The sequence below is a fragment of the Paenibacillus sp. UNC499MF genome, assembly GCF_900107975.1.
Lineage (GTDB): Bacteria > Bacillota > Bacilli > Paenibacillales > NBRC-103111 > Paenibacillus_F.
Genome location: NZ_FNVF01000001.1, coordinates 724,939 through 747,894, shown reverse-complemented (window position 1 = coordinate 747,894; position 22,956 = coordinate 724,939). Strand labels below are relative to the sequence as shown.

Genomic DNA, 22,956 nt, shown 5'->3' with positions numbered 1-22,956 from the left:
GTTCTTGCTTTGTTCTTGCTTTGTTCTTGCTTTGTTCTTGCTTTGTTCTTGCTTCGTTCTTGCTTGGCTCTTGCTTACATGCTGCTTCCTTACTTCTCATCCGAAGCACTGCCGCCCTGCCGCACTTTTCCCGCTTTCATGCCGCCGGAATAGTCTGGCTCCTCAGGCGGCATGAACGGCATCTAACGTTCGGCAGCGGCGCCGCCTTCGCAAGGCTGCCCCGCGCCTTCTTCTCCGCCCGCCGCTTCCGGCGGGCATTCTTTTTCGAATGCCGCGATAAGATCTTTCATGAGCTTCATGGCCGACCCGGCATCAAGCGCATAGTATTTTTCCGTGCCCTGCTGACGGATCGTTACGATCTCCGCCTGCTTGAGCAGTTTGAGATGATGGGAAATGGCCGGCCTCGACAGGTGCGAATGCTCCGTGATGCTTTTGACGTTCATGGGCCCGTGCTTGCCGAGCAGCAAAATAATCTGCTGTCTGGCCGGATCTCCCAATGTCCGGAACAGATTCGTGCACTGCTCGAAGTATTCCATAGTAGTCTGTTCAGTTGTTCCGCTCATACGATCACATCTTTCTTCATCGATGCGGCCGCAGGGTGTGGAGTGAGGACGCTAGATCAGCTTGCGACCGAGATGCTCGGCTTTGTCCAGCCAGGACTTTCGCTTGTCCGCCGTGGATAATTTGAGCGGTCCGAGCGTTGTGACGCGTACCGGCTTAAATCCGCTGAATTCGAGGGTCCCCTTCTTCATCGCCTTGTGGCCGGGACTTCCGCTTATAGTCTGATAATACCATACGGGAGTGTCCATCGTCACAATGAGGCGTGCGCTCTTCCCTTTAAGCAGTTTTTCCCAGATGAGGGAGTCCTTGCTCTTGTACTTAAAAGCGAAGCCCGGAAGAAATACCCGGTCGATCATCCCTTTGAGAAGCGCGGGCATGGTCCACCACCAGGTCGGATACACGAACACGACATGATTCGCCCACCGGATCGACTCCTGAATTTCAAGCAGGTCGGGCTCCAGCTCCGTCCGCTTTCTGTAGCCGTAAGCCAGATTCGGATTGAAATCGAGATCGCCGATCTGGACGAAACGGACCTCCGCTCCGGCTGCGATTGCCCCCTTGCGATACGATTCCGCCAAAGCGGTGCAGTAGCTCTCCCGGTCGGGATGCCCTTGAATAATTAAGACGCGTGACGGTGCCTGTGTTGTCATAAGAAAAACCTCCGTAAGATCATTACTAACATTTATATGTCTATATGTTTAAACATTTAAACCTTTAAACCTTTAAACCAAAGATACCCCTCCTTCTTCTTTTTGTCAACCGAAAATTTCTGCTGATCAATCCGTAACAAAAAAAGCCTTCATGCGAAGGCTTAAGAATCCCTGTAAATCTTCCGGTATTTTTCATTGAAGGCGCCGATCCATTCCCTTTTAATCGGCCCGTTTTTAATTTCGTACAAGCGGTCCGTCAAAACATAAACGGTATTGTGATTTGCGTAAATTAAAACTGTTTCGGCTTTATCACGCACAAGTTCAAAATGGAAAGCGGACCCGGAGTTCATCAAGGCCGTAACCTCTTGACTCAATGCTTCGTAGCCGACATGCTTTTTTTTCACTCTATACTGGTTTAAAAACGCGAGAAGCTCCTCCATCGGCTCCTTGTCTTTCGTTCCCCATTCAAACGGTTTATCATCCTGCATGGGCCTATTTTCGCTAAAGCCCATCCAAGTAAATTCACCGGCTTGAAGCGGTATTACATCCGCCAAACTTTTTTCTCTGTACTCGTTCCAGTTGTAAAGAATGATACCTGCGGCAATCGTAAGCAGCAGCACAAGCCCGATTTTTTTAATCATGCTCTACTCCTTTATGTCCGGTGACGGTTATTCCCACACCATTCTCAACCATATATTTACATATACGTGAGTTTGAAGGTTTAGTCGCACGAAAAATACAGCCCTGCGGAATCAACAAAAAAACCGCGCATGTGGTCATAACCCTGTCAAGTAGACAGTACAAAAAAGACAAGATTTAAGCTGCGGCCGTTTCCCGGTATTCTACCGGGGAACGGTCGTTTAGTTTTTTCTGGAATCGGTTTTGGTTGTAAAACAATACGTATTCGCTTACTTGCTGTTCAACCTCTGCTTTGTCGGCCGCCTTATTCAAGTATATTTTCTCGGTCTTCAAATGAGAGAAGAAGGACTCGATACAGGCATTGTCTAGACAATTTCCACGCCTGGAGTGGCTGCCTAGCATGCCGAGCTGTTTCAGTTTACGGTTAAAGGGTTTCGAGGTATATTGAAATCCTTGATCCGAGTGCAGGATTGCGCCACTCAAGTCCACGTGCTGACGGAGTCTATCCAGCGTTTCATGAACCAAAGCGAGATCATTTCGTTCAGAAAGATGCCACGCTACAATTTCGTTATTGTATAAATCCTGAATGACAGAGAGATACACAAAATGTTCTCCAGCACGGATATAGGTAATGTCCGTAACTAGCTTAGTTCGAGGCGTATCTGCCCGGAACTGGCGCTCAAGCCGATTTGGATTCACCACAGAAGCTTGTTTTCCAAAGAATCGACGTTTCTTTCGAATGACAGAACAGATGCCTAATTGTTTCATTAATCGGTACACCTTTTTGTGGTTGACCCTAAGACCTTCCCTCCGTAAAGCTACCGTCATTCGAAGATAACCAAAATAGGGATGTACGCGATGGATGGCAAGCAAATGCGATTCTAATTCATGTTCCTTGTATCGACGTTCTTTTGCCGCGGATCTGCTTTTTCTCCACTTGTAATAACCTGAGCGGGAAACCGCAGCTAGCTTCAAGAGCCAAACCAGACCATGGCGTGCTCGCAGGTCCTCTATGATTTGAAATCTGGCAGCTTTACTCGTCACTCCTTGTGTAGATTTGGATACTGCTTTTTTAAGTATTCAATCTCCGCCCGCAAATATGCTATCTCTTCTTCCATACTGGAAAACTTTGTTCTAAGGCGTCCCTGTTTGGATGTAGCAGGTTCTAGACTCATTCCCTGTTTCGCTCTTGCTGCCCATACTTGTACCTGAGATTTATTTTGAATATTTAAACGTGTCGCTACTTCGCGTATACTCATATGTTCCTCGTTGACCAGCCGGGCCACCTCCAATTTCAATTCCAAGGAGTACCGCCGGAAAGTTTGTCCTTTTTTAGCCATGAAAAAATCCCCTTCTTTTGACATGATTAAGTTCATCTTACCAGATGTCTTTTTTCTCATGTCTACTAAAAGGGGATAATACCAATGCGCGCGGCTTTCGAATGACGGATTCGCCGAATAAACTTGCCTTGTATATAAAATAAATCTAAAAGTGCGCTTTACATGCCCTCCCGTTTATTCCGGCAGACACCAGTCAATCGGCTCGATTCCCTGCTCCGCAAGCCATGCGTTGGCTTTGGAATAAGGCTTGCTGCCGAAAAATCCCCGGTGTGCGGAAAGCGGGCTCGGATGAGGAGCTTTAATGACGCCGTGCCGGTTCAAGTCGATGAGCTGCGTTTTGGACTGCGCGTGGCTTCCCCACAAAATAAAAAGAACGGGTGTCTCTTTGCGGTTCAGTGTCTCGATGACTTTATCCGTAAAAAGCTCCCACCCTTTGCCCTTGTGGGAATTCGCTTCGCCGGCCCTCACCGTCAGCACCGTGTTCAGAAGGAGCACGCCCTGGTCGGCCCAATGCTTCAAATACCCCGTTCCCGGGAGAGGACAGCCGATATCTTCTTTCATTTCCTTGAACATGTTTTTAAGGGAAGGCGGGGTGGGTACGCCCGGTTTGACGGAAAAGCTCAGGCCGTGCGCCTGACCGGGGCCGTGATAAGGGTCCTGTCCCAAAATAACCGCCTTCACGTCCTTGAACGCCGTATAGTGAAGCGCGTTAAAGATATCGTGCATCTCCGGATAGATCGTCCGTTCCGCGTATTCCCCTTTTAAAAACTCCCTGAGTTTCAGATAATACGGTTTTTCGAATTCCTCCGCCAGCAATTCCGCCCAGTCATTCTTCAAGATCGTCATAGCCTCGTCTCCTTCCTATTCCTCCGTTTCCAGTCTTCCGGTCGACGGATCGGCAAGCACAAGTCTGGCGGAAACTTCCTCTCCGCCCTGCCGTTCCAGCTTGAGCTTGGCGGTTTTGCCTTTTTCCAGAAGCGCCTTTACCTGGGCATCCGTCAGGCTCCTTCCGAAGCTTTCCTTCCAGATCACGAAGGTACAGCCGGTCTTGTAATGCGAACAGCCATATCCTTTCTTACCCATAAAAATAGTTCCGCCGCAGCCAGGCCGCGGACATGTTCCCACCACGCGCGGCCCGTCCGCCGGTTTAGCGGCAGCCGGAGCTCCCCGGCCCGCCGCCTGTCCCGCTGCGGTCCGGGAGGGCTGCGCGGGCATGTCAGCCGCGCCTCCCGCCGTCTCCCGCACGCGCGCCTGTCCCGCGCTGCCGGCGGCCGCCCCTCCTCGGGCCGAAGCCGCCCGTGCTGCCGGAGCGCCGCTTCCGCGGGCCGCGGTGCCTGCCGCCGCGCGCGCCTTAGGCGCGGCTGCCGCGGCGGCGCCGTCCGTGCCGCCGGCTTTGGCGCTCCGGCGGGTCTTGGCGGACGCGGCCCGTCCGCCCGCTTTTGCGGCGGGCTCGTCGCCCTCGAAGGCGGTTCTCGCCGCGCGGTTCTGGACGCGGACCTTATCGACGATGAGCGTGGCGAACTTTTTGACATTTCGCATAAACGTCTCATCGGACGCTTGTCCGCGTGAGATTTCGTTGAGCCGGCGTTCCCACTGGCCCGTCATCTCCGGCGAAGTGAGCAGCTCCACACCCGCCGCTCGGATGAGCTCCACGGCCGTCCGCCCTTTGGGCGTAAGCGTGATGCGCTTGCCCTGCATCGTGACGTAGCCGACATGCTTCAGGCGCTCGATCGTCGCCGCGCGGGTAGCCGGTGTCCCGAGACCGGAATCTTTCATCGCGTCGCGCAGCTCTTCATCCTCGATCTGCTTGCCGGCGCTTTCCATCGCCTTCAGCAGCGTGCCTTCCGTAAAAGCTTTAGGCGGCTGGGTCTCTTTCTCCTTGGCGGCCGCATCCCTGCAGTGAGCGCCGAGAGAAGCGTTAAGAGAAAATGGCTCGGACGTTTCTTCTTCTTCGGCCTCTTCCTCTTCTTTACCCTTCTCATCCTTCGTTTTAGCGCGTTTGCCGTCTTTCTTGGACTCCGGGTACAGCACTTTCCAGCCAAGCTGCAGCAGCTCCTTGACGGTCGTCTTGAACGTTTCTTTCTCCACTTCCGTCAGAACGGTATGCACCTTATATTCGGCCGCCGGATAAAACTGCGACAAAAACCGGCGCACGATCAGATCGTACACCTTCTGCTCGTCCGCCGAGAGCCCGTTCGCCCGTTTGCCGGTGGGCAAAATCGCGTGGTGGTCCTCTACCTTGGACGGGTTGCAAATCGCTTTATTGTTTTTGTGAACCAGATTCCGGTTTGCCTGGCGGACCTGCTCGTCGTAGGACGTTCCCTGGAGAGCCGACAGCGTTTTGTGCATCTCGGGGATGTTCTGCTCCGTCACGTAGTTCGAGTTCGTTCTCGGGTACGAAATGACTTTATGCTTCTCGTAGAGCGCCTGAGCCACGTCCAGCGTTTTTTTAGCCGAAAAACCGAGCTTCGCATTGGACTCCCGCTGAAGGAGCGTCAAATCGTACAATTTGAACGGATATTCCTTCGTATCTTTGACTTCGTAAGACGCGACGCGTGCGGGTTTTCCTTTGACTTTGGCTGCAATGCCCTCGGCCTTGGCCGGGTCGGTAATGCGTTCTCCCTGCCACAATCCGCGGTATTCGGTCTGCTCCTGGGCGAAAAACGCTTCCACCTCGTAAAATTTCAAGGAGGAAAAATCTTCGATAAGCTTCTGACGGTCGTAAATGAGCGCCAGCACGGGAGTCTGAACCCGCCCGACGGACAAAAGCACGTTGTGCTTGGTCGTAAACGCCCGGGACCCGTTCATCCCGATGATCCAGTCCGCTTCGCTCCGGGCTCTTGCCGCTCTGGTCAGATTTTCAAAATCGGAGCCGTCCTTGAGCTGCTGAAAGCCGCTCCGGATCGTTTCCGCAGTCAAATCGGAAATCCACAAGCGCTTCACCGGCTGCTTCAATTTCAGATGACGCTGAATGAGCGAGAAAATATGCTGCCCTTCGCGCCCCGCGTCACAGGCGTTGACGATTTTATCGCATTGTTTGGCCAGTTCCTTGATCACTTTGAGCTGATCCTTCGTCCGGGGGTTCGGGAGCAGCTTGAATTCGTCGGGAATAATCGGCAGATGCTCAAAGCGCCATTTCTTGTATTTTTCATCATATTTATCGGGTTCCGCAAGTTCTATAAGGTGTCCTATGGCCCAGGTAATGATATAATCCGATCCCTCGATATACGTACGCTTGTTCGCCGCCTTCGGCTCGATGACAGCGGCAATCGTCCGCCCCATATCCGGTTTTTCGGCAATCACGAGTGTTTTCAAAGGCTATCTTCCTATCTATGTATCTCGCCGCCTTTTCCGCGCGGGCAAGACATCCTCTTTAGTATCGTTCCGGCACCAGTCCGTGTTTCTCGTACACTTCAGTATATCGGCCCGGAAGAAACCCTGCAAGGGACGGAGCACGGGGAGGAAGAGCTTCATCCCGGAAAAATCCTCCGAAATCCCTGTATGCGTCAGGTCCTGTCCGTCCTGTAAAAATTTTTGCGCCCGCACATTTCCAGAGCCTGGAATTTGGGTTATGATCGCTCTGAAAGATTATTATCGGCAGGGGGTTACCATGACAGCGTTGACGACGGAAAGATTTCTTCTCGGAATGGACGGCGGCGGCACGCATACCCGTGTTCTTGCGGCGGATTTGGCGGGAAATGTGCTTGCTTATACGGAAAAAGGCGCCTCGTCCATCCATAAGGACGACGAAGCAAAGGAAAACGTTCATGCGGCTATACGGGAAGCCGTGGAGCAGGCCGGCAGATCATTGGAACAAGCGGCCTCTCTGACCGCCGGGATGGCGGGATACGATTCCGAATCCGATCTGCCCTGGGTTCGAGAGCTTACCGATGTGGAAGGTTTAAGCTGTCCCCGTCAGCTGGTGAACGACGCCGTTGTCGCCCACAGCGGCGCTTTATTGTCGGAGCCGGGGATCATGGTCATTTCGGGGACAGGTTCGATCATTCTGGCCGTTACGGACGATAACCGGCACATCCGCAATTACGATCTGCATCATTACGCTTCCAGCGCGGCCCGGTTTCTCGCCTATGACGCCACGTACGAAGCACTCGCGGGCAATACGGACGAGTCGGATGCGGACTTGGTCCGGGGCATGCTGGAGCACTGGGGCCTGGAAACGCTGGAAAGCTATTCCGAGCTCGCATGCGCCGGATTCCTTCCCGATACCAAGGCGCGCAATAAAAAGTTCGGAGAACTGGCCCCGCTGATCACGAGCGAGGCTTCACGGGGCAGCCGGCTGGCCCGCACGGTCTGCGATCGGGCCGTCCACCAGATTTCGGTCGGCACCCGGCTGCTCGGCTCCTATTTTAAGAGAGAGACGGTTTACGTAGCGGCCGCCGGAAGCGTTGTGAACAGCCCTTATTTCAGGCAAAAGCTGCCGGAAAAATTAAGCGCGGGCAACCACAAGACCTACCGCTGGCAGCCGCCCGCCTTCTCCCCCGCAGCCGGAGCTCTGCTGATGGGGTATCGCAGCCTCGGCATTCCTCTCACGGAGGAGCTGCTCGATAATCTGCGGCGGCATCCCGCCTGCCGGTGCTGATCCTCTGCAGCCCGCCACCGTCACGACCACGCCGGAAGCTTTGCGGCGAACAGACGAAAACTCCGGACCTTCCGCGGTCCGGAGTTTTAAATGCGGCTGCAAACAACCGGAAGACGGCCGGTTAAACCCGAAGCCCGGCTTTTCTTATCTGCCCAAGCTTTCCAGAAGCTTCTTCACTTCCGAAGAACTGGTCAGCTCACCCGGACGGACTCCCGCAATTTTGCCGTCCGCATCGATAAGGAAGGTGGCCGGAAGTCCGACAACCCGGTATTTTTGGGCGGCTTCGCCGCTCGGATCGAGCAGGACGGGAAAAGCAAGGTTTCTCTGCGAGGCGAATTCATTCGCCGTTCCTCTCGATTCGCCTACGTTGACGGCGATAATTTCCACGTCCGCAATTCCTTCGAGGTAAGCTTCATTCATGCGGGGCATCTCATGGGTACAAGGACCGCACCAGGAGGCCCAGAAATTAAGCAGGACACCTTTGCCCCGGTAGTCGGAAAGCGAGACGGAACGGCCGTCCAGTCCCGTAACGGTAAAATCAGGGGCCGCCTCGCCGGTCCGGACGGCACCCGCCGTGTCCCGTGAATCCGCACGGTACAAAGTGTATGCCAAAGCGGCCGCTATAAGCCCTGCGATAAGCAGGACGGCTCCCCGCCGCAGCTTATGTGTCAAACTTCCCACCTCCCGCTATATCCCGCCGTCCCCGCCGGTACGATAACCGAACAGCTTGGAGAAGGCCGCCTGCAGCCCTTGGGGACCGTATGCTTCCCTGAAAGACCCGGACGTCCCCTCTTCGGCTATGCGCCCTTCTTTCAGGAAGACGACATGGTCGGCCGCCGACTCCGCCACGCCAAGCTGGTGCGTGGAGAACAGCACCGCATGGCCTTCCGCCCGCGCGTAGCGGACTAGCTCGACAAAGGAATCCATCCAGTACGGATCGAGTCCGTTCGTCGGCTCGTCCATGATGAGCAGCGCCGGCTTGGCCAGCAGCGCCTGGGCGAACAGCAGCCGCTGCCGCATGCCTTTGGAGAAAGAGCCGACCGGCTTGCGCCTCACATCGGCCAATCCGACCAGCTCCAGCGTTTCCAGTACCCTCGCTCTGGAAACCTTTCGCAGCGAAGCCCAGAACGATAGCGTTTCTTCCGCAGATAATCCCTGTCCGAAAGAATAGTCGTCGGGCATATATCCGATCTGCTCCGCGTAGGCCATCCGGTTTTCTTTCCATTTGCGCCCGTTCACCTCGATACTCCCCGCGGTAGGCTGCGAAATTCCGGCGATCATGCGCAGAATGGTGCTCTTCCCGGCTCCGTTCCCGCCGCAGAGGGCCAGCACCTGTCCCTTGTTTATCCGGAGATTGACCGAATGGATAATGTGCTGCCTGCCGATTTTTTTGTGCAGATCCGATACGGTTACTACGTTCTCAGCCACGAAAACGCCCCCTTTCCCAGATCAGGTTGGCCAGGCCTGCGCATACGGCAATCCAGACGAGGCATAAGCCGAGGAATATCAAGGTTCCTTCCGGGCGGGCGATCCAGCGGACCCACTCGTAATATTCGGGGCCCAGTGCCGACCCGCCGCCGAGCTTCACGACAACGAACAGCCGCACCAGCTCCGCCGGGTTCAGGAACGTGAGCACCGTCAGCGCGCTTTTGATCCAGACGAAAGGAAGCAGACCGAGAACGGCAATCAGCAGCGTCGGCCAGCCGATCACCGCGAAAAACCACACCGCCACGCCTGCGGTCAGTGCCTGCCAGCGGTTTTTCGCTAACGTGCCCAGCACGAGCGCGAGGGCGAGAAACAGCAGGACGAGCCCCGTGGAGAAGGCGAAAAACAAACCGAGCGTGTCAAGCTGCAGCCCTTTGCCGGTCAACGCTCCGACCACGCCCGTCAGCCCGTACCCGAACGCGACGATAGTCAGCATAACAACGGTTAACCCCGTGTATTTTCCGGCAATAAACGCAAAGGTAGCAAGCGGATAGGTGGAAAGAAGCTGCCAGCTCCCCTCCTCCTTCTCCGCCGTTAACGAAAACGAGCCCAGCAGAAGCGCCATAAGCGGCAGTAAATATAAGATCAGATTCAGCATGGATGAAGTGGAGCTTGAATAGCCCTGTACGAAGCTTTGGGCGTTAATAAGGAGCAAGGACAGGCTGAATAAAGAAAAGAGGGCCATAAACGAATAGGCCCACGGGTTTCTAAACCCGACTTTCACTTCGCGCAACGCGATCGTCAGCACGTTCATTTGCCGTGCGTTCCCTGGTCGCCGGCTTTGCCGCCGTGAGCGTCTTTCTCGCCGCCCGCCTCCGGCGTCATGCTGTGGTCATGGCTTCCGCCCATGTTCATCATGCTTTTGTTCTGTTCCCACGTGTGCTTGCCGAGATCGGCCGCCGTCATCACTTTGCCTTTTTTCTGGCTGTCCGCGAATTTCTGGGCTTCCGCCTTGTCCTTGAACGAATAGACGCCGTAGGCCATCGGGGATTTGAAAGAAGGATCGTATACGTAAGCAGCATCCTCATACTTGATCCATTCCTTGTTGTTGTAATCCCGGACAAACTGGACTTGGATGGAATCCGCCGCATTTTTCCCTTTCCATTCGTTCATGCAGCCGAGATCGTCGAATTTGTAGGTTTTTCCGTCTTTCGTTTTGAGCTGGACGGCGAACGCGTCGTCTTTAATCTGCATGTTGCAGATTGCGCATTTATCCGTCTCCTCGTTGATGGGCTCCGCCTGATCCTTTGCTTTCCCGCATGCGGACAACATCGTCATAATCAGCAGTACACTCAGCAAAAACAATCCTGTTTTTTTCATACTCTTTTTACCCCCACATAATAAATTGTACTGACGGATGCCAGCAGCAGAAGAAGTCCGAATAACAGAGTCGTATTCCCTGTCACTCCGCTTTCCGGCTTTTGCTCCGCTCCCGTTCCGGGCTTCATCAGCGGCGCTTCATCCTTGGTCCAGCCTTCACGTCCGGATGTGTACATGCCTTCGAGAAACTGCATCCCCGGCGATTGGAAAAAAAGCTGGTAAGCGGGAACATCCCCCGTCAGTCTTTGAAAAAAAGGATTCAGCGCATACGACAGCTCGCTCCGGCCGTCCCCGTCGCTGTCCAGACCGCGGATCGCTTCCCAGAAGTTTCCGCTGAACGCGTTGCTCTCGCCCGCATCCGCTTCGGCTTCGATCACATTGCCGATAAACCGGTTGCCGGTGAAGCGGTTATTTTCCGATTCCAGAAACTGGACGCCGACGAAATTTTGCAGCACGTCGTTGTCCGTGAAATCGTTGGAGCCCGACTGCTCGACATAAAGGCCGACCCGGTTTCCCTCCACTTTATTGCCGGTTACCTTCGAGTTATGTACATCGAAAAACAAGAGGCCCTGCGAGTTCACGCTCTCGCTTTGTTTCGTAAAGGAATTGCCGGATACCTCGGCTTCCTTGACGCCCATGATCATGGCGCCGGTGACGTTGTATATGCCGGTGTTGCCGCGGACGACGGTCCCCTTCGTGTACATGCAGTGAATCCCGTACCGGGAATGCTCGACGGAATTGGCCTCCACCTTGTTCCTGTGGCTGCTTTCCAGATAAATGCCGTCGTTCATGGAGCTTACTTTGTTGCCCGAGACGATATTATCGTGCGCGTTGAAAAGATCAATGCCGTTGCGTCTTTCGGACAGCTTGGCCGCTTCGCTTCCGACTCGGACGACGGAATTGTTCTCGATCCGGTTATTGCCGGTATCCCGCAGCAGGATGCCGAAAGCTCCGGTGCGGATATCCAGCGAATGAAGCCATGTCCGGCTTCCCTGGACAAGCACCGCCGGCGTGTCGGAGGACGCCCCTTTCCCGTCCTGTACGATCTGCAGGCCGCTCAGGGTAACATCGTCCGCCCCGACCGTGATGGCGGGTTTCCCGCTCCCCTCCTTGTTCCCGACGACGGCGCCGTTCTGTCCCTCGATCACGATGGGACGGGTAATAACGGCGGGACCTTCGTAGGAGCCTGGCGGGAGCCTGAGCAGGCCGCCGGCCGGCGTACGGTCGATGAGCAGCTGCAGCACGGCGGTCCGGGCGGCAGTATCGTCCGCCGGAGCCGCGCCCGCCCGGTGGCCGGGCAGCCAGAGACCGGCGGCTGCCGCGGCGCAGACGCACAGCCACAGGGGAATCAGGCGGAGCTTCATGATACTTCAAGCTCCTTTTTCTTGGTGATGTGAAGCTCACCCTGGTACAGATGCACGTAAATGGCGTATTTGCCGGGCTGATCGAATGTTTTCTCTATCGAGTAGTTTCCGTCCCCGCTTGACTTGGCATCGAGCAGTTCCGGCAGCCCGCTGTTGTCCGCCAGACGGACATCGAGCTGAACCCTCGCCCCTTCCTGGGTGGTTAATCCGGCAATCTTTGCCGTAACTACCGCTTTCACGCCTTTTGTGACCGGCGCTGGCTGGGTGACGAGGTCGATTTTGACTTTGGCCGGGTCTTGTCCCTGCGGAGCGGACGAACAAGCCGTGACGGCAAGTACCAGAAGAACGGCCAACAGAGTTCGGCTGATCGGTTTTAGCAAGGCAATGCCTCCTTTCCTTTCGCTTCCATTATTCTTACACGCGAATGCCCTTTTTAATATGACTCAACAGGGCTATTCCCGTTAACATTGTGTGAATAGTTTAATTCGTCCGGAACAAATAAGTTTTACTGCGGTTAATTTGTTGCGCGCCGGAAACATTAATCGGGAAGAAAACAAACAGCCAAAGGAGGCCTGTTCATGTTCATATTATACGGTATCGTCCTGCTTCTGGCGGGACTTCTTACGATCAACAGCATCTTCTCGTATCAGAGCAAACATATTGATCCTTCGCTCTGGCCGACCTTATGGTTTCAGTGCAAAATGATTCCGCTGGTGTTTGCCGCCAACGTCATGATCGGCTACGGCGTGAAGTTCTGCTACAAGACGACGGGCAATCTTACCTTGTCGCTCGGCATATCCAAAAGCATCGAAATTTTTATATGCGTACTCATGGGCTACATCTTCATGAAGGAAATTCCGAACTGGAAAACATGGGTCGGACTCGGCATCGTCGTCGGCGGCTTTGTCGTTACCAAGCTGAAATAGCGGCAGAGGAGCTTGCGGACAAGGAGACGGCCGCGCGGATCCGGCCGGGAAGGGCAGGCTATGAGCCAGTGTTCATTTGTTTCGAACCCATTTTCGGAATGTACTGCCAGGCGGCTTTCATCCGCCCGCTCCTTACACTGTACAGCTGGCACACGCCCCGACACGCCAAAAAAAACTCCGGACCCGCGAAGAGTCCGGAGCTTTGGCTATAAAACGGCCCGCCGATAAGCGGTCAGGCCCTTATGTGTAAAACCTGCTGCGGAGCGTCCGGCATCCGAATCAGGATCTCTCCGGCCGCTTCGTCGTACGCCCAGCCCGCTGCGGATGAGTCTCCGGCGATCAGCCCGGCTTCATGCCGCCGGAGTCCCTCGACCGCCGCTGGAACGAATTCCGCATGTTTGATGCGGATCAGGAAGCTGCGGTCTCCTTCCGGCAGTCCCTTGTGCTCGTAAGTCCAGGCCAGCTTCATGCCGCCGTCGGCCGCTTCCGCAGACATGCGGATCACGTTGTACGTTCCCTGCTCGTAGCCGTAGGTGATTCCGTCATCTTCATAGACGGTTCCTTCGGCTCTCCCTGCGGAAGCATAAACGTTCCACGTCAGAGCCGCTGCCGTTTCCTCGTCCGCATGCTGCTTAAGCGGCTCTTCCGCAAGAACGGCCCCCGCTTTGATATACATCGGCATAATGTGGAGCGGCGCGTGGGCAAGGATATGCTTCGGCCCCGTATGCTTCTCTCCGGTCCAGTAGTCGATCCACTCGCCTTCCGGGATATACACGGCCCGATGCTCCGTATCGGGACGGTAAACCGGAGCGGCGAGGACGCTGCTGCCGAGCAGGAACTGGTCGCTGAGGTTCGTCACCTGCGGATCGTGCGGATATTCCAGCACAAGCGGCCGCAGAATCGGCATTCCGGTGCGGGAAGCCTCATGGAACAGCGTATACAGCACCGGCATCCAGCGGTAGCGCAGCTCGATATAGCTGCGGCAGATCGCTTCGGTCTCTTCGCCGAACGACCACGGTTCCTGGCGCACGGAGTCGATCACGCTGTGGTTGCGGCAGAATGGGAACAGCGCGCCCATCTGCGTCCAGCGGGCAAGCAGCTGCCCCGTGGAATGGTGCGCAAAGCCGCCGATATCGGGGCCCGTGAACGGAATTCCGGACAGGCCCAGGTTCAGCACCATCGGAATCGCCATCGCCATATGCTCCCAGAAGCTGCGGTTGTCGCCGGTCCATACGGCGGCATAGCGCTGAACGCCGCTGTATCCCGCTCGTGTGAGAACGAACGGCCGCTCTCCGTCGAGCTGCTCCCGGAGGCTTTCGTAAGTCGCTTTGGACATCATCATGCCGTACAGGTTGTGCAGCTCTTCGTGCGTCTTGCTGTCGCCGTTATTGCCGTGGATGACGTCGAGATCCATCGTCTTGGACTCGTTGAATACGGCCGGCTCGTTCATATCGTTCCAGATTCCCGTGATGCCGAGATCCACATAGAACTTGTGCTTCTCTCCCCACCATTTGCCTACGGCATCTTCCGTGAAATCGGGGAACGCGCTTTTACCGGGCCATACGTCTCCGATAAAAAGCTCGCCTTCCAGTTTTTTGCAGAAATAGCCATGTTCGATTCCTTCCCGGTAGATTGTGTATTTGGGATCTTTTTTGACGCCGGGATCTACGATCGGGACAATGCGCATGCCGAGTTTTTTCAGCTCCGCCATCATGCCTTCCGGGTCCGGAAAACGGTCCTTGTCGAACGTAAAGACGCGGTACTGATCCATATAGTGGATATCCAGATGTATGACGTCGCACGGGATATTTCTCTCGCGGAACGTGCGTGCCAGCTCCAGCACTTCCTGCTGGTTCATGTAGCTGTAGCGGGACTGGTGATAGCCGAGCGACCATTTCGGCGGCATCGAAATGCGGCCCGTCAGCTTCGTGTAGCGGCCGACGACGTCTTTGGGCTGCGGTCCGAAAATAAAGTACAGATCGTACTCCCCGGTCGTACACTGGATCGTGAAAAGATCGGGATGAGTGCGCATATCAAAATCGGTACGGCCCGGATTATCCAGAAACAATCCGTAAGAACCGGTCTGATGCATGTGGATCAGCATCGGAATCGACTCGTACAGCGCCTCGATTTCCGGCACATGCGGAGCGAACACGTCCGAGTTCCACATCGCGTAGCGCTCTCCCCGTTTGTCCAGGAAACTCGTTTTCTCCCCGAGCCCGTAAAAATGGGAGTCTGTCCCCATCACATAGGAGCCGCTCAGCGAACCGCGGGTCGTCCACGAAAGCGTGGGCTGCTTCATCATCAGCTCCCCTTCCGGTGTCTCTACCGTCAAAGCGAAGGTTTCCTTCTCGATGATAAGGCGAAGTACGGACGTGCGGAATTCGAACGCTTCCGGGCTTTCCGAACAGTCGGCTTTAACCGGCTGGAACGAATCAGCCAGTACAGCGGGGGTCGCAGCCTTGAACTGCGGCTTGCTGCCGTGGAACAGCTTGATCCGGAACAGCCCGCTTTCCAAAAATGTCAGCAGCAGATTGGCATGCTGGCCGTGAATGATATAAGAATCGTCGTGCTCGGTTACGCGGATGGCGCTCCCCGGTGCTTTAGGGGCCACTTCCAGCACCGTGTCGATGGATTTGTCGGGATGAATGGTTTCGCTCGTTTGCATGGCCTATTCCTCTTTCTGAATGGAGTTGGGTTGGGACCGCCGGGCAGTGCTTTGGCGGCGTTTCAATTCGACGGGCAGCGCAACCGAATGCTCGGCCGGAATGCTTCCGCGGATCATACTGAGAATGCGGCGTATCGCCGTCTTCCCCTTGGTGCCGATATCCTGCCGGATCGTGGTCAGAGAAGGTGTCAGAAAGCCGGCGTAGTCGATATCGTCATATCCCATGACGGATATATCGTCGGGAATGCGCAAGCCGAGCTCCTGCAGCCCTTTCATCAGACCGATCGCAGCCACGTCCGAAAAAGCGAATACGGCGCTGACCTTCGGGCTGAGCATATACACCTGCTGCGCGCTGTGATAGCCGCCGAGCAGAGAGACCGGCGACTCCACGAGCAAAGCGCGGTCCGCTTCGAGGCCGCTCTCCTCCAGCGCCCGGGCATAGCCGAGCCACCGCTCTTCATAGACGCCCGAAGTGACGATGTCGCCCGCGATGACGGCAATCCGCTCATGCCCGAGTGACAGCAGATGCTTCGTCCCGAGGTAGCCGCCCATCCGGTCGTTCATATTGACGACCTGAAGGTTTTCCCCATCGGCCAGGTAGCAGTCCAGATACACGCACGGAACATCAAGCTGAGCGATACGCCCCAGCAGCGGCGAATCGCCGGTTATTCCGACAGCGATAATACCGTCGAGCTGCCGCTCCTGGACAAACGTAAGCGGATCTTCTTCGGTAACGCCCGAAACGATAACGTGCAGACGTTCTTCCCTCGCTTCCGCTTCGACGGCCATCACGAGCTGCCAGTAGAACGGGTTGTCTTCCAGCCGCCCCCTCTCCCCGGTCGGAACCAGAATTCCGATGAGCTGGGAGCGCCTTTCTTTCAAATAACGGGCCGCCGTGCTGGGCGCGTAGTCGTGCCGGTCGATAACCTGGAGCACTCTCTTGGCGGTTTCGCCGGAGACTCTTCCCGTCCCGTTCATGACGTTGGATACGGTCGCGATGGATACGCCAGCCTCCGCGGCTATGTCTTTGATCGTTATTTTGTTCATAGTTCCCCCAAATCGGCCGATTTGTCAGAAAATTGATTAATCGTTTTATAACTAAAAGGTCTGTTTCTGTTTGTTTGCTTTTCTTACGAATTAATTGTACTGCGGAACGTTTTGATAGATCAATGATTAAACGTTTTATCATTTTTTAACCGTGTATATTAAACCATTTACCTTTTTCGTGAAGCCCCGTTGCCACTTAAACTTGATATTTGCCGCAGGAGGGCGTATGTAGTATGTACCGCAGTAAAGGGTTGAGGATGCTCGGAGTCAATGAGAAGATATCTTTTTATGCTAACTTATAAACATAGCTGTTTGGATGGGAGGTTATGCCTTAGTGGGTGAGAATGGCGTCGTTACGGACTCCGGAAGATGTATGGAATGCGGAGCTGTGGGGTTAGACGGGTTTTCCTGCTGGGAATTGTTCGGTTTCCCTCTTGTTTGGGAACATAATGCTCCGGAATTATATGCTTTTCATTTCTGGCTCGTTTCATGTTATATGATTCAGCATCCTTCCCGCTTTACGGAAGAAGGTTACCGGCATCTGGTCCGTTTATTTATCGACGCTTACGATCAAGATTGGAAAACGGCGTATATTCTTAAAAGGAATCGGGAGTTAATGAAGAACATAGATAAACTGACTACCCCTCTCCCGGATCAAGACCGGAAACGCAAGCCTGCATTCTGGTCCCTGACAATTGAAGATATTTATCTGGGCGGCGAACAACATGCAATCGCGAACATCATGAGATGGAAAGAGCGAATACGATATGAACTATCCTGAGTTTTTAAAAGTCGCTGGCAGCCCGTTTTGTACCCGCCGCAATCCGTGTTAAAATGCCCCCCATCTTCGCAAAAAAAAGACAGCCGCCCTTTTCAGCGGCCGTCCGAATTGACGATTGCCCGGTTCCCTTATTGTCTTTGACGCTTTGAGAAGCTATTCCCGGGAATCGAAAAAAATATGTCTCGCCTCGATCTTCTCTCCATCCGTCTCGATCAGCCCGAACGAAAACCGCGGCTGCCAGCGCTTGTCCCAAGGGGAGCCCGGATTAAACAAGAGAAGCCCGTCGACCCTCTCCGAATAAGGAATATGCGAATGACCGAATACGATCACATCCGGGTGCTCGTCCTGAAAAGTGAAAAGAGCGCGCTGCTCCGTCGTCCTTCCCCGGCCCCGATCCCCGTGGACGAGCCCGATTTTGAGCCCGCCGGCCTCGATCAGCTTGCTGTATCCGAATCTGCGCACAATATCCGGGCCGTCATTGTTCCCCGCAACGGATTCGACGGCCGCGATGTTCTCCACCCACCCGATAATTTCCGGGCTGGTCCAGTCTCCGGCATGAAGAATGAGATCGACCCCCGCCAGCCCCTCCAGAACGGCGTCCGGCAGTTTACCCGCCGTCGGCCTCATATGCGTATCGGACAACACTCCTATTTTCATGCGCAAACGCTCCTTTCAAACGGCAAGTATCGGCTTATAATTCGTCCGGAAAAAGAACCCTAACCTCGTCCCCCGCGGAGACAATTCCGGGCCTCTCGACCGAGGCCACGATTCCCCGGCGGTTCCAGGCGGCTTTCACGAACTTGCCCGCAAGTTTGGGATTTCCGGCCTGCTCGGCAATCACCTTACCGGGATTGATGCAAGGTTCGTTTTCCCCTTCGCACACGAGTCCCGCTCCGCTCGGAAACAAAATTCTTGTTCCCGGAGGCAGTGCGGTCAGACGTTCCAGTCCTTTGAACGCCATATTCGCTCCCAGCCATTCGGGGGCGACCCGCTCGATGCCGAGGGCGGCCGCAATCTCTTCGCATTCCTCTTCGGATACGATGCTGATCTGACGCCGGTTCATGATCTCGGTTCCGCGCGGATACATCGGCTGGCGGACGTCGGCCTTGCTTGTCACTCCGAAATGCCGGTCTCCGACCAATCCCCCGAACTGCATCTCCGCCCAATCGAGATGGCGCGTAATAAACGTTTTGGGCTTGTCCGCAATAAGCAGACCGGTCATAACGGCTTGTAATTCTTTTCCTTTTTTCATGGCAACTCACTCCACATTCGGTTATGGGAACTTACATGTCATCTTAGATGAAGGGTTCCTGAAAATATGCAGTCATTATATCACAAATCGGAAGGATGATCCTGCCAGAACCCCCTGGTTTACCGCCTCCGCCTGCCTATCTGTCTTCCTTTCAGCTTATGCCCTGCGCCGGCCCTTCCGCCATACCGGATATTGTTGCCATTGTTTGCCGGATATGATATATTATTTCTTCATGCTCAAAATCTGATCTTAGGGGGTAACTGATCTTGGATAAGAATCAAAGTGCCTATCAAGAAGAACAAAACCGGCTGGACGCCATCCTGTCGGACGTCAACCGGAGACTGGCGGAGCTGCAGGCCGTTCCCGTTTACCGGGGGCCCGATTTCACGGAGCAGGCACTGGAAGCCGTTCGCGAAAGCAGCCGCCAGTCTCTTGCTTTGGCATCGGACGAACCTTATTTCGGACGGCTCGACTTTCAGCCTGAAAACGCTGCCGGGAAGTCCGCTTTATACATCGGCAAGTTCGGCGTCGACGACGAGAACGGCGTAGAGCCTTCTGTCATCGACTGGCGGGCGCCGATAGCCAGCATGTTCTATTCCTACACCGGCGGGGACGAGAAAGCGGCGTACGAATCTCCCGACGGTCTTGTCGAAGGTCTCGTGTATTTGAAAAGAAACCTGGTCATCCGCAAGCAGATTCTTCAGCGGGTCGTAGACACCTACGACCGGGACAGCGACCTTCTGTCCGGAGCGGGCGGAGACGAGTTTTTGCTGTACCGTCTCGGCGAGAACAAAGACAACAAGCTCCGCGATATCGTATCCACAATCCAGGCGGAACAGGACAAAATTATCCGTTCGGCCAAAAACGCGGCTCTTATCATTCAAGGCGTCGCCGGAAGCGGCAAAACGACCGTCGCTCTCCACCGTCTCGCTTTTCTGCTCTATCAATACCGCGACCAGGTTAAAGCGGAAAATATGATGATTTTCGCTCCGAACTCCATGTTTCTCGATTACATATCCGGGGTTCTCCCCGAGCTTGGCGTCGGTCACATCCGGCAGAGCACGTTTGCGGATTGGGCCTTGGAGCTTACTGGGCTTTCCTTCCCGCTGGAAAATCCGGCCGACGAAAGTGCCGTCTGGTTTGCGCTCGGCTCCAAGCGCCCGCCGTTAAACGACGAAGTTTCCGGCCGCTGGAAAGGGTCCGTCGCCTTTCGGGACTTCCTGGAAAGCTGTTTTGACAGCTATGCGCGGACCTGTCTTCCGCAGGAGCCTTTTCACCCGTGGGACGGAAAAACGCTCCCCGCCGCTACCGTCGGCGTCTGGTATAACGAAGAATACAAACATCTCCCTCCCGCCAAGCGCAGAGAGCGGGTCGTCGCCCGGATCAAACGCTGGATCACGATGGAACTGGACAAAGTCTGGGACTCCAAGCAGAAAAAGGAGCGGAAAACCAAGTCGACCCAGCGGCTGAAAGCCTACCTGAAAGGCTGGCCGGAATTCGATGCGCTGTCGTTCTATAAAGCTGTATTCGATCCCAAAGCCGGAGCCGCCTGGATGACGGAAGAACTGCGCGGCCGGATTCCCGAAGCCGTCGCGAAGGATACGCTGGCTTCCTTCCGGCGCAAGAAAGTGCGCCACGAAGATCTCCCGGCGCTCGTCTTTATCCACGCGTCCCTGCACGGCATCGAAGGCTCGGAGCGGTTCGACCACGTGGTCATCGACGAAGCGCAGGACGCTTCGCCGTTCCAGATCGCCGTGCTCGACCAGTATACCCGGCAGCATTCCTTCACCATTCTGGGCGACCTGTCCCAGGGGATTCATGCCTACCGGGGCACGCAGGACTGGGCCGAGCTCACGTCGCTCTTCGGAGAAGGCGAAACCGCTTATTTCGAACTGGAGCGGAGCTACCGCTCCACGATGGAAATTATCCGCTTCGCGAACCACGTGCTCTCCACCGGAGTCGGAGCCGGTCTTCTGGCCGTTCCCGTATTCCGGTCCGGCGAACGGGTCAAGGTGCTCCGGGTAGAGAAGGAGCGGGAGAGCGTTTTCCTCCGCGAAGCGGTTGAGCGGCTGCTCCGCCGGAACTACGATACGGTGGCGGTCATTACGCGCACCGAGGAAGACGCCGTGCGGCTTCACGCGCAGCTTGGAGAGCTGGGACTTGCGGCGAGCAGAATCACGGCTGATCAGAAGCAGTATGCCGGCGGTGTGTCGGTCGTGCCCGTCTATCTGACGAAAGGGCTCGAGTTCGACGCCGCCATCCTGACGGATGCTGATCCGCTCCGCTACGGTGCCGACGCTCAGGACGCCAAGCTGCTCTACGTGGGCTGTACCCGCGCCCTGCACGATTTGTGGGTGCTCTATGACGGCGAGCCTTCCCCGCTCGTAAGCGTCGACGATCCCGAGATTGTAACCCGGGAGCTTCCCCGGGAAGAAGGCGCGGGATCTTAAGCAGGTAAGTCCGGCAGGCACCGAAATGCGCACAAAAAAACAGGCTGTTTACCCGTCCCCCGGACCGGTAAACAGCCTGTTTTTCTTTCCGTGCCTATGTGAAGCGGCGGACTCATTCCGAGTCCGAAAGCTCCGCCTGCCTGTCAGCAGCTGATCAGGATGCCGCCCTCTCCCGCGTAGGTGCCGATAACCGGCCCCATCTCGGTGATGACGACCTGCCCGAACGGGAACAGCCGGAGCAGCTGATCTCTCACGTCCCTGGCGCGGTCCTCGCAGTTGCTGTGCGCAATGCCGAGGATGCATCGCTCCAGATCGTGCCGGGTTTCGCTCACTTTCTCGCTCACCCGTTCGATCAGACGCTTGATCGCATTCTGGGTCCCGCGCACTTTCTCGAAAGGCTCCAGGGTGCCTTCTTCGCTCGCTTTCATGATCTGCTTAATGTTCAGCACGGAAGCCACCGCACCGCGGACGCGGTCGAGGCGGCCTCCTTTTATGACATTTTCAAGCGTGTCCAGGAAAAAATACGTATGATGACTTTTGACTTCGTCCTTCATCCGGGCTGTCAGCTCTTCGAACGGCATGCCTTCTTTGGCGAGTTTAGCCGCTTTTACGGCAAGAAGACCTTGGCCCAGAGAAGCCGTGCGGGAATCCAGCACTTCAATCCGGCCGGCATAGCCTTCTTCCATTAGTTGCTCTCTTGCCATGAGGGCATGATGATAAGTACTGCTCAGATTAGACGAAACAGAGACTACCAGAATGTCACTTTGTGAAGCCTTGCGGTACTCTTCCATAAAAGTATGCGGGGCGGGACTGGCCGTCTGAGGAAGCTTGGGCTCCTGCCTCATCAGCTCATAGAATAATGTTCTGCTCATGTCTGAAGTCATTTCCTTGTCGCCGAAACGGACGATCAGGGGAACGACTGTGATGTCTAATTCACGGGCCAGCTCCTGAGGCAAATCGGAAGTTCCATCCGTAATAATCTTGATCGTCAAGAAGTACCCTCATTTCTAAGATTTAATAAATACGATGCCCACTGTCTGAGGACCGCAATGGCTTGAAACCACACATCCGGTCTCCGTAATCTCAATCCGTTTGACATCCGTTTCCTGCAGCAGGCGGTCCCGTACAAGCTCCGCTTCCTCCTGCGCCATGGAATGCGTCACGAACAGGACATCCGGATCCATCCCGTGCTTGAAGGCCAGCGCGTTGTCCACCAGCTGTTCAAGCGCTTTCTCCCTCTTACCACGCACTTTGGAAGTTAGAATCATGGAACCGTCCTTGACCTGCACGACCGGGCGGATTTTCAGCAGACTCCCGAAAAAAGCCTGTACACTCGTACAGCGGCCGCCTTTATGCAAATAATCCAGCGTATCGATAATGAATTCCGTACTCACTTTCGGAATAAACGATCTTACCATGGCTTCGATCTCCGCCGCACTGCGTCCCTGCTTTGCCGCTTCCACGGCTTTGCAGATCAGAATGCCGATGCCGGTAGCCAGGTTGCGGGAATCGATGACGGTTACCCGGCCTTCCGGAAAGAGATCGGACGTTAATACGGCATTCTGATAAGTCGAAGAAACTTCCGAGGAAAGCCCGATATAGACGATATCGGAACCCTGCTCGATATGAGGCCGGAACGCTTTCTCGAAGTCGGCCGGCGACGGAGCCGCTGTCTTGGGCAGCTTGCCTGACTGTTCGACTTTCCGGTACAAAACCTCCGGTGTGATGTCCACCCCGTCTCGGTACGAGTCGTCTCCGAAGACGACATAAAGGGGAACTACGCCAATTTGATTTTCCTTCAAATATTGCGGATTTAAATCATTCGTGCTGTCCGTAAAAATTTTAATCGGCGCCACGAGACTTCCTCCCTGCT

22 protein-coding genes are annotated in these 22,956 nt (G+C 55.2%); 4 read left to right on the top strand and 18 right to left on the bottom strand.

The window, feature by feature from the left end; all coding sequences use genetic code 11:
- Positions 1 to 182 precede the first annotated feature (182 nt).
- The 6 genes from C4S74_RS03425 to C4S74_RS03400 form a co-directional block, all read right to left on the bottom strand.
- Entirely contained in the window at positions 183 to 563 is a 381-nt protein-coding gene (locus C4S74_RS03425) for a helix-turn-helix transcriptional regulator (RefSeq protein ID WP_103993938.1), read from the bottom strand.
- Positions 564 to 614: 51 nt separating this feature from the next.
- On the bottom strand, positions 615 to 1,211 hold the full coding sequence (locus C4S74_RS03420) for an NAD(P)H-dependent oxidoreductase (RefSeq protein ID WP_103993937.1): 597 nt from the start codon (positions 1,209 to 1,211) through the stop codon (positions 615 to 617).
- A gap of 161 nt (positions 1,212 to 1,372) precedes the next feature.
- A complete protein-coding gene (locus tag C4S74_RS03415) occupies positions 1,373 to 1,852 on the bottom strand; it encodes a hypothetical protein (protein WP_103993936.1) in 480 nt (159 codons plus the stop codon).
- Between the two features lie 175 nt (positions 1,853 to 2,027).
- Positions 2,028 to 3,190 (bottom strand): IS3 family transposase gene (locus tag C4S74_RS03410; protein WP_374755384.1). Its coding sequence is split into 2 segments (ribosomal slippage): positions 2,028 to 2,926 and positions 2,926 to 3,190, totalling 1,164 coding nucleotides; the frame shifts between segments, so codons are not numbered across the junction.
- Positions 3,191 to 3,364: 174 nt separating this feature from the next.
- On the bottom strand, positions 3,365 to 4,036 hold the full coding sequence (locus C4S74_RS03405) for a uracil-DNA glycosylase (protein WP_103993935.1): 672 nt from the start codon (positions 4,034 to 4,036) through the stop codon (positions 3,365 to 3,367).
- 15 nt (positions 4,037 to 4,051) lie between these two features.
- The gene (locus C4S74_RS03400; protein WP_103993934.1) at positions 4,052 to 6,505 is read right to left on the bottom strand and encodes a type IA DNA topoisomerase; all 2,454 of its coding nucleotides are present in this window, start codon (positions 6,503 to 6,505) and stop codon (positions 4,052 to 4,054) included.
- A 295-nt stretch (positions 6,506 to 6,800) separates the two neighbouring features.
- Between C4S74_RS03400 and C4S74_RS03395 the strand changes: the two genes are divergently transcribed.
- Positions 6,801 to 7,790 carry a BadF/BadG/BcrA/BcrD ATPase family protein gene (locus C4S74_RS03395; protein ID WP_103994260.1) on the top strand — a complete coding sequence of 330 codons (990 nt, stop codon included), beginning with the start codon at positions 6,801 to 6,803 and terminating at the stop codon, positions 7,788 to 7,790.
- A 144-nt stretch (positions 7,791 to 7,934) separates the two neighbouring features.
- Here the strand turns inward: C4S74_RS03395 and C4S74_RS03390 are convergent, their stop codons facing one another.
- From C4S74_RS03390 to C4S74_RS03365, 6 genes are read right to left on the bottom strand one after another with little or no spacing between them, the layout of a single operon-like run.
- Positions 7,935 to 8,471: a peroxiredoxin gene (locus C4S74_RS03390; RefSeq protein WP_258042355.1), complete on the bottom strand. Its 537-nt coding sequence runs from the start codon at positions 8,469 to 8,471 to the stop codon at positions 7,935 to 7,937.
- A 6-nt stretch (positions 8,472 to 8,477) separates the two neighbouring features.
- Positions 8,478 to 9,218, bottom strand: a complete 741-nt coding sequence (locus C4S74_RS03385; protein WP_103993932.1) for an ABC transporter ATP-binding protein — start codon at positions 9,216 to 9,218, stop codon at positions 8,478 to 8,480.
- Complete coding sequence (locus C4S74_RS03380; protein ID WP_103993931.1) at positions 9,211 to 10,029, bottom strand: ABC transporter permease; 819 nt, start codon at positions 10,027 to 10,029, stop codon at positions 9,211 to 9,213. The genes C4S74_RS03385 and C4S74_RS03380 overlap by 8 nt, the downstream gene beginning before the upstream one ends.
- Complete coding sequence (locus C4S74_RS03375; RefSeq protein ID WP_103993930.1) at positions 10,026 to 10,595, bottom strand: nitrous oxide reductase accessory protein NosL; 570 nt, start codon at positions 10,593 to 10,595, stop codon at positions 10,026 to 10,028. The genes C4S74_RS03380 and C4S74_RS03375 overlap by 4 nt, the downstream gene beginning before the upstream one ends.
- Positions 10,592 to 11,959 carry a nitrous oxide reductase family maturation protein NosD gene (locus tag C4S74_RS03370; RefSeq protein WP_103993929.1) on the bottom strand — a complete coding sequence of 456 codons (1,368 nt, stop codon included), beginning with the start codon at positions 11,957 to 11,959 and terminating at the stop codon, positions 10,592 to 10,594. The genes C4S74_RS03375 and C4S74_RS03370 overlap by 4 nt, the downstream gene beginning before the upstream one ends.
- Positions 11,956 to 12,339 carry a FixH family protein gene (locus C4S74_RS03365; protein WP_103993928.1) on the bottom strand — a complete coding sequence of 128 codons (384 nt, stop codon included), beginning with the start codon at positions 12,337 to 12,339 and terminating at the stop codon, positions 11,956 to 11,958. The genes C4S74_RS03370 and C4S74_RS03365 overlap by 4 nt, the downstream gene beginning before the upstream one ends.
- 198 nt (positions 12,340 to 12,537) lie before the next feature.
- Between C4S74_RS03365 and C4S74_RS03360 the strand changes: the two genes are divergently transcribed.
- Positions 12,538 to 12,885 carry a hypothetical protein gene (locus tag C4S74_RS03360; RefSeq protein WP_103993927.1) on the top strand — a complete coding sequence of 116 codons (348 nt, stop codon included), beginning with the start codon at positions 12,538 to 12,540 and terminating at the stop codon, positions 12,883 to 12,885.
- A gap of 232 nt (positions 12,886 to 13,117) precedes the next feature.
- Here the strand turns inward: C4S74_RS03360 and C4S74_RS03355 are convergent, their stop codons facing one another.
- A complete protein-coding gene (locus C4S74_RS03355) occupies positions 13,118 to 15,553 on the bottom strand; it encodes a TIM-barrel domain-containing protein (RefSeq protein ID WP_103993926.1) in 2,436 nt (811 codons plus the stop codon).
- Between the two features lie 3 nt (positions 15,554 to 15,556).
- Positions 15,557 to 16,600 carry a LacI family DNA-binding transcriptional regulator gene (locus tag C4S74_RS03350; protein WP_103993925.1) on the bottom strand — a complete coding sequence of 348 codons (1,044 nt, stop codon included), beginning with the start codon at positions 16,598 to 16,600 and terminating at the stop codon, positions 15,557 to 15,559.
- A gap of 316 nt (positions 16,601 to 16,916) precedes the next feature.
- Here C4S74_RS03350 and C4S74_RS03345 point away from each other — a divergent pair, with 316 nt between their 5' ends.
- On the top strand, positions 16,917 to 17,381 hold the full coding sequence (locus tag C4S74_RS03345) for a DUF5946 family protein (RefSeq protein WP_181024283.1): 465 nt from the start codon (positions 16,917 to 16,919) through the stop codon (positions 17,379 to 17,381).
- A gap of 153 nt (positions 17,382 to 17,534) precedes the next feature.
- Here the strand turns inward: C4S74_RS03345 and C4S74_RS03340 are convergent, their stop codons facing one another.
- The gene (locus C4S74_RS03340) at positions 17,535 to 18,038 is read right to left on the bottom strand and encodes a metallophosphoesterase family protein (protein WP_103993923.1); all 504 of its coding nucleotides are present in this window, start codon (positions 18,036 to 18,038) and stop codon (positions 17,535 to 17,537) included.
- A 34-nt stretch (positions 18,039 to 18,072) separates the two neighbouring features.
- Positions 18,073 to 18,633, bottom strand: coding sequence for an MOSC domain-containing protein (locus tag C4S74_RS03335; RefSeq protein WP_103993922.1), 561 nt, complete (start codon positions 18,631 to 18,633; stop codon positions 18,073 to 18,075).
- Positions 18,634 to 18,899: 266 nt separating this feature from the next.
- On the opposite strand from C4S74_RS03335, the gene C4S74_RS03330 reads away from it, so the two are divergent.
- A complete protein-coding gene (locus C4S74_RS03330) occupies positions 18,900 to 21,083 on the top strand; it encodes a UvrD-helicase domain-containing protein (protein WP_103993921.1) in 2,184 nt (727 codons plus the stop codon).
- Positions 21,084 to 21,226: 143 nt separating this feature from the next.
- On the opposite strand, the gene C4S74_RS03325 is transcribed toward C4S74_RS03330, so the two are convergent.
- Positions 21,227 to 22,075: a DegV family protein gene (locus C4S74_RS03325; protein WP_103993920.1), complete on the bottom strand. Its 849-nt coding sequence runs from the start codon at positions 22,073 to 22,075 to the stop codon at positions 21,227 to 21,229.
- Between the two features lie 15 nt (positions 22,076 to 22,090).
- Positions 22,091 to 22,939, bottom strand: a complete 849-nt coding sequence (locus C4S74_RS03320) for a DegV family protein (protein ID WP_103994259.1) — start codon at positions 22,937 to 22,939, stop codon at positions 22,091 to 22,093.
- Between the last annotated feature and the right edge of the window lie 17 nt (positions 22,940 to 22,956).